The organism is Streptomyces griseoloalbus, from assembly GCA_014650015.1.
Taxonomy (GTDB): Bacteria; Actinomycetota; Actinomycetes; order Streptomycetales; family Streptomycetaceae; genus Streptomyces; species Streptomyces griseoloalbus.
Window position 1 is genome coordinate 1 of the sequence record BMUD01000012.1, and the last position, 5,614, is coordinate 5,614.

General features: G+C 69.2%; 4 protein-coding genes and 1 pseudogene. 1 reads left to right on the forward strand and 4 read right to left on the reverse strand.

Annotated elements, in window-relative coordinates; genetic code table 11:
* Positions 1–309: 309 nt before the first annotated feature.
* From IE178_RS19090 to IE178_RS19105, 4 genes are all read right to left on the reverse strand, one after another.
* Entirely contained in the window at positions 310–1,671 is a 1,362-nt protein-coding gene (locus IE178_RS19090; protein WP_438874393.1) for a GH1 family beta-glucosidase, read from the reverse strand.
* A gap of 32 nt (positions 1,672–1,703) precedes the next feature.
* Positions 1,704–2,543 (reverse strand): carbohydrate ABC transporter permease, encoded by an 840-nt coding sequence (locus IE178_RS19095; protein WP_193513148.1) that lies wholly within the window; start codon positions 2,541–2,543, stop codon positions 1,704–1,706.
* A gap of 91 nt (positions 2,544–2,634) precedes the next feature.
* Entirely contained in the window at positions 2,635–3,636 is a 1,002-nt protein-coding gene (locus IE178_RS19100; protein ID WP_193513149.1) for a carbohydrate ABC transporter permease, read from the reverse strand.
* A gap of 43 nt (positions 3,637–3,679) precedes the next feature.
* Positions 3,680–4,996, reverse strand: coding sequence for an ABC transporter substrate-binding protein (locus IE178_RS19105; protein WP_193513150.1), 1,317 nt, complete (start codon positions 4,994–4,996; stop codon positions 3,680–3,682).
* A 182-nt stretch (positions 4,997–5,178) separates the two neighbouring features.
* Between IE178_RS19105 and IE178_RS19110 the strand changes: the two are divergent.
* Positions 5,179–5,614: pseudogene (locus IE178_RS19110) on the forward strand (sugar kinase); the annotation flags it as partial.

Genomic DNA, 5,614 nt, shown 5'->3' on the forward strand with positions numbered 1-5,614 from the left:
GACGGTACGGCAAGTCCCGTCGCGGTCGGTGTCGGGGTCAACGGAGGTGATCGCTAACCCGGCCTCGGTGTCCCGTGGTGCTGCCGCACACGCGGCACCACGGGACACCGGCCGTGGCGAGGGCGGTCAGGAGGATGCGGGGGGTACGGGATGGCATGCGGCTCTCCTTGGGAGGGTGGGGCGCCGGTTCCCCGTAACGGGTGACGAGAGGGCGGTGCACGTGTTGCGTTCATGTCATTCATGAGGTGCCGTGCGAGCGGTTCCGGCGGGCGCGGGGTGACTGCCGCGCCCGCCGGTCACGTGGTGGTGTCAGGCCGCTCGCCGGGCCCGGTCCGCGTGGCCGCGGATGATCTCCGCGTAACGGTGACCGGAGCCCTTGATGGTGCGGGCCTGGGTGTCGTAGTCGACGTGGACGAGGCCGAAGCGCTTGTCGTAGCCGTACGCCCACTCGAAGTTGTCCAGCAGCGACCAGGCGAAGTAACCGGCCAGCGGTGCGCCCTTGCGGGCGGCGGACGCGCAGGCCGCCAGGTGGCCGGCCAGGTAGTCCTGGCGTTCGGGGTCGTCGACGGTGCCGTCCGGGCGGACGGTGTCGGGGAAGGAGGAGCCGTTCTCGGTGACGTACAGCCTGCGGGCCCCGTAGTCGTCGGTCAGGCGCAGCAGCAGGTCCTCGATGCCGCTCGCGTCGACCTCCCAGTCCATGCCGGTGCGCGGGACGCCTTCGCGGCGGACGGTGCGGACGTAGGGGGCCGGTCCGGTGGGGTCGTCGGCGACCGTCTGCGGGAAGTAGTAGTTCAGGCCGAGCCAGTCCAGATCCGCGCCGATCAGCTCCATGTCGCCGGCGCGCTCGGGGAGTTCGACGCCGTAGACCTCCCGCATGTCCTCCGGGAAGCCGCGGCCGTGGACCGGGTCGAGCCACCAGCGGTTGGTGTGGCCGTCCATGCGGCGGGCGGCGGCCAGGTCCTCCTCGCGGTCACTGGCCGCGTGGATGGTGGAGAGGTTGTTGACGATGCCGACCTGGGCGTTCGGGGCGGCCGCGCGGATCGCGCGCATGCCCAGGCCGTGGGCGAGGAGCAGGTGGTAGGAGGCGCGGACGGCCGCCGTCAGGTCGGTCAGGCCCGGGGCCATGACGCCGTCGAGGTGGCCGATCCAGGCCGAGCACAGGGGCTCGTTGAGGGTGGCCCAGTGGGTGACGCGGTCGCCGAGGCGTTCGGCGACGACCGAGGCGTACGCCGCGAAGTGCTCCGCGGTGTCGCGTGACTGCCAGCCGGCGTGCCGGTCCTGGAGCACCTGCGGGAGGTCCCAGTGGTAGAGCGTGACGGACGGGGTGATGCCGGCTTCCAGGAGGCCGTCGATCAGCTCGTCGTAGAAGGCCAGGCCCTTGGCGTTGACCGGTCCGTCGCCGCCCGGCACCACGCGTGGCCAGGCGATGGAGAGGCGGTAGGCGTTGGTGCCCAGCCGGCGCATCAGGTCGATGTCCTCGCGCCAGCGGTGGTAGTGGTCGCAGGCGACGTCGCCGTGGTCGTTGTTGTCGATCTTGCCCGGGGTGTGGGAGAAGGTGTCCCAGATCGACGGTGAACGGCCGTCCTCCGCCACGGCTCCCTCGATCTGGTATGCCGATGTGGCCGTGCCCCACAGGAAGTCGTGCGGGAGTGCGGCGAAGTCGATGCTCACGTAGGTCCTTTCGGTCTCTTCGGGGATGGTGGTCACTTGACCGCACCTGCCGTCAGGCCGGCCACCAGATAGCGCTGGAGGAGCAGGAAGCCCGCCACCACGGGGACGCTCACCACCAGCGACGCGGCCATGATCTGGTTCCAGTACACGTCGTTCTGCGTGGAGTAGCCCTGGAGGCCGACCGCGAGGGTGCGGGTGGTGTCGTTGGTCATCACCGAGGCGAACAGGACCTCGCCCCAGGCGGTCATGAAGGCGTAGACGGCGACCGCGACGATGCCGGGGATCGCCGCCGGGACGACGACCCGGAACAGGGCCTTGAGCGGGCCGCAGCCGTCGACCAGGGCCGCCTCGTCCAGGTCGCGCGGCACCGAGTCGAAGTAGCCGATGAGCATCCAGATGGAGAAGGGGAGGGAGAAGGTGAGGTAGGTGAGGATCAGGCCGCCGCGGGAGCCGAACAGGGCGATGCCCGTCGCGTTGCCGATGTTCACGTAGATGAGGAACAGGGGCAGCAGGAACAGGATGCCCGGGAACATCTGCGTCGACAGGACCGTCACCGAGAAGACCCGCTTGCCGCGGAAGTCGTAGCGGCTGACCGCGTAGGCGGCGAAGACCGCGATCACGACCGAGCAGACGGTCGCCACGCCCGCCACGACGAGGGAGTTCACGAAGTACTTCGCCAGCGGGACCGTCGACCAGATGTCGATGTACGGGCGGATCGTCAGACCGGTCGGCAGCCAGCGGAACGTGCCGGTGACGTCCTCCAGCGGCTTGAGCGAGCTGGAGACCATGACGTACACCGGCAGCAGGACGAAGCCGGTGAGCAGGGTCAGGAAGACGCGGCGCGTCCACAGGAAGGAGCGCGGGGCAGCCATCGGGGACCGCGGTGCGGCCGTCCCGGGCCGGAATACGGCCGTCCGGGACCGGAGTGCCGCGGTCTGGGACTCGGGTGCTGCCGTCCGGGAGCTAGACACGGGCGGACCTCCGTTCGCGCGAGGTCAGGAACAGGTACACGCCCGTCACGAGCAGCAGGAAGAGCAGCAGCAGGACCGACATGGCGGAGCCGGCGCCGAAATTCCAGGTGACGAACGACGACTGGTAGATGTGGATGGAGATCAGGTCGGCGGCCTCGGGCGCGGCCTTGCCGAACAGGACGAACGGCGTGTTGAAGTCGTTGAACGTCCACAGGAACAGCACCAGGACCAGCACCTGGTTGACCGGACGCAGCGACGGCAGGGTGATGCGGCGGATCTGCTGCCAGACGCCGGCGCCGTCCAGGGCCGCCGCCTCGTACAGCTCCTTGGGGATGTTCTGCAGGCCGGCCATGACGATGAGGAAGGCGAACGGCCAGCCCTTCCACACCGACACCACGAGCAGTGCGACGAAGCTGTTGTCGCCGATCAGCCAGAAGGACGGCTTGTCGGTGAGGCCGAGCTGGTCGTGCAGGACGTGGTTCACCAGGCCGTTGTCGTGCTGGAACATGAACGCCCAGGTGATGACGGCCGCGTAGACCGGCAGGGCGTAGGGGACCAGGAAGATCGCGCGGAGCAGGCCCCGGCCGCGGAAGGTGTCCTGCATGCAGATCGCCGCCGCGGTGCCGATGAACCAGCACAGGCCGACGGAGAGGAGCGTGAAGGCGCAGGTGACCAGGAAGGAGTGGAGCAGCGCCTCGCCGACGGGGGCGTTGAAGTCCACCGACATGTCGTAGTTGTCGAGGCCGGTCCAGGGAGCGGTGGTCCAGTCCCGGATGTAGAACTGGGTGAGCTCCTTGAAGCTCATCACGATGCCGATGACCATCGGCACCAGGTGGACGAGGAGTTCGAGGAGCAGGGCCGGCAGGAGCAGCAGGTAGGGCAGTCCGATGCGGCGGATCCGCCCGGTGCGGCGGCGAGGGCCGCGCGCCGCACCGGGGGAGCTCTTGCCGACCGTCCGTTCGCCCGGACCCGCCGAGGCGGTCGTGGTGGTCATGGCGATGTCCGTGTCGTGTCGGTGTCGGTGGGGGTCGAGGCGCTCACTTCGTCGGCATCTGCTGCTGGGCCTTGGCGAGCTTGGCCTTCACCGACTCGGTGGTCACCGGGCGGCCGGCGGCGGCGTCGGCGAACAGTTCCTTGACGGCCGTGCCGACGGCCGTCTCGAACTGCGACTCGTCGGGCACCTGGGGCAGCGCGGCGGCGCTGGTGGCGAGGGTCTCGCGCAGGACGGAGGTGGCCTGGCCGTTGAACGCCGGGTCGGACTGGGCGGACTTGACCGGCGGGATGGAGCCGTACGCCTTGTTGAGGATCTTCTGCTCGGCGTCGCTGGTCATGAACTTGACGAACTCGGCGGCGCCGTCGACGTTGTCGCTGTTCTTGAAGACGGCCATGTTGATGCCCGCGACCATGGAGTTGGTGTGCGTGCCGGCGCCGGGTGCGCCGGAGGGGACGGGTGCGGGGGCGACGCCCCACTCGTCGTCCTTCATGCCCATGGTCTTGAAGGTGGCCGAGGCGGTCTGCCAGAGCACCATCGCGGTCTTGCCCTTGGCGAAGTCGCTGAGAGACTGGTTCTGGGCGTACTCGGCGTTGCCGGGGGCGATGACCTTGTCCTTGGCCATCAGGTCGACGTACTGCTTGACGGCCGCGACGGCGCCGTCGGAGGTGAAGTCGGGCTTGCCGTCGGCGGTGAAGAAGTCGGCGCCGTGCTGCTTGCCGAGGACGAAGACCTGGTGGATGTTGTTCGACAGGTTGGAGCCCTCGGCGCCCAGGCCCCACTTGCCGTCCTCGGCGATCTTCTTGCCGGTCTCGACCAGTTCGTCCCAGGTGGCCGGCGGCTCGGAGATGCCCGCGTCGGCGAACATCTCCTTGTTGTAGTAGAGGGCGTACGCCATCGAGTACAGCGGCACCGCGGCCGGGTCCTGCCCCTGAACGCCGGTCGAGCCGAGTGCGGACTCCACGAAGCGGTCCCTGCCGCCGATCTTGTCGAAGTTCTTCGCGTCCCAGGGCAGCAGGGCGCCGGTGGCCTGGAGGGAGGCGGTCCAGGTGTTGCCGATGTTGAGGACGTCGGGGCCCTGGCCGGAGGTGGTGGCGGTGAGGATCCGGTTGAGCAGGTCGGACCAGGGCACGACCTCCAGCTTCACCTTGATGCCGGTCTCCTTCTCGAACTTGTCGAGCTCGGGCTGGAGCACCTGCTTGTCGATCTCGACGCCGGCGCCCTGGTTGGAGGCCCAGTAGGTGAGTTCCTTGGGCGAGTCGTTGGATCCGCCGCCCGTGGAGGAGCCCCCGCCACAGGCCGAGGCGGCGAGAGCGAGAGACATGGTGACGGCGCCTACGGCCGCGGCTCGGATGCTGCGCATGGCTCCTGGGTCCCTTTCCGGGAGGCGAGAAGTCAGAGGTCGGCTTCCGGAAACGACACCCCGTTCACGCCCCGAAGCCCCTCATGGCTTAATTTAGGACGTGAGTTAAACCTCAAGAGAAGGACACGTCAAGATGTCGCGCACGGTCGGTCGCCGGCCGTGGGCCACGGAGGAGGGGCCGGATGGCCAAGCGGATCGGACGCACCGTCCGTGACCTGCGGAGAGAGAACCGCACCGCCGTTCTGCAACGGTTGTATTTCGACGGCCCGATGAGCAGGCTCGCACTGGGTTCGGCCGCGGGACTGAGTTCGGGCTCCGTCAGCAACGTCGTCGCCGAACTGCTCGCCGAGGGGCTGGTGGAGGAGGCGGGCAGCCTCGGCGCGGACGGCGGCCGGCCCCGCACCCTGGTCCGCGTCGCGGCGGACCGCGGACGGCTGATCGGCGTCGACGTCGGCGAAACCCGGGTGCGCGTCGCGCTGTTCGACCTCTCGATGACGGAACTCGCCCGCGCCGAACGGCCGTTGCCCGGCCGCGGCAGGCGGTCCTACGACGTCGGCGTCGTCGCCGGTCACATCCTCGACGGCATCACGCAGGTGCTCGGCACGGGTGAGGCGCTCG

Coding starts and splice junctions, on each gene's coding strand:
- IE178_RS19095 (WP_193513148.1), bottom strand. CDS start 2,543: ATGGCTGCCCCGCGCTCCTTCCTGTGGACGCGCCGCGTCTTCCTGACC.
- IE178_RS19100 (WP_193513149.1), bottom strand. CDS start 3,636: ATGACCACCACGACCGCCTCGGCGGGTCCGGGCGAACGGACGGTCGGC.
- IE178_RS19105 (WP_193513150.1), bottom strand. CDS start 4,996: ATGCGCAGCATCCGAGCCGCGGCCGTAGGCGCCGTCACCATGTCTCTC.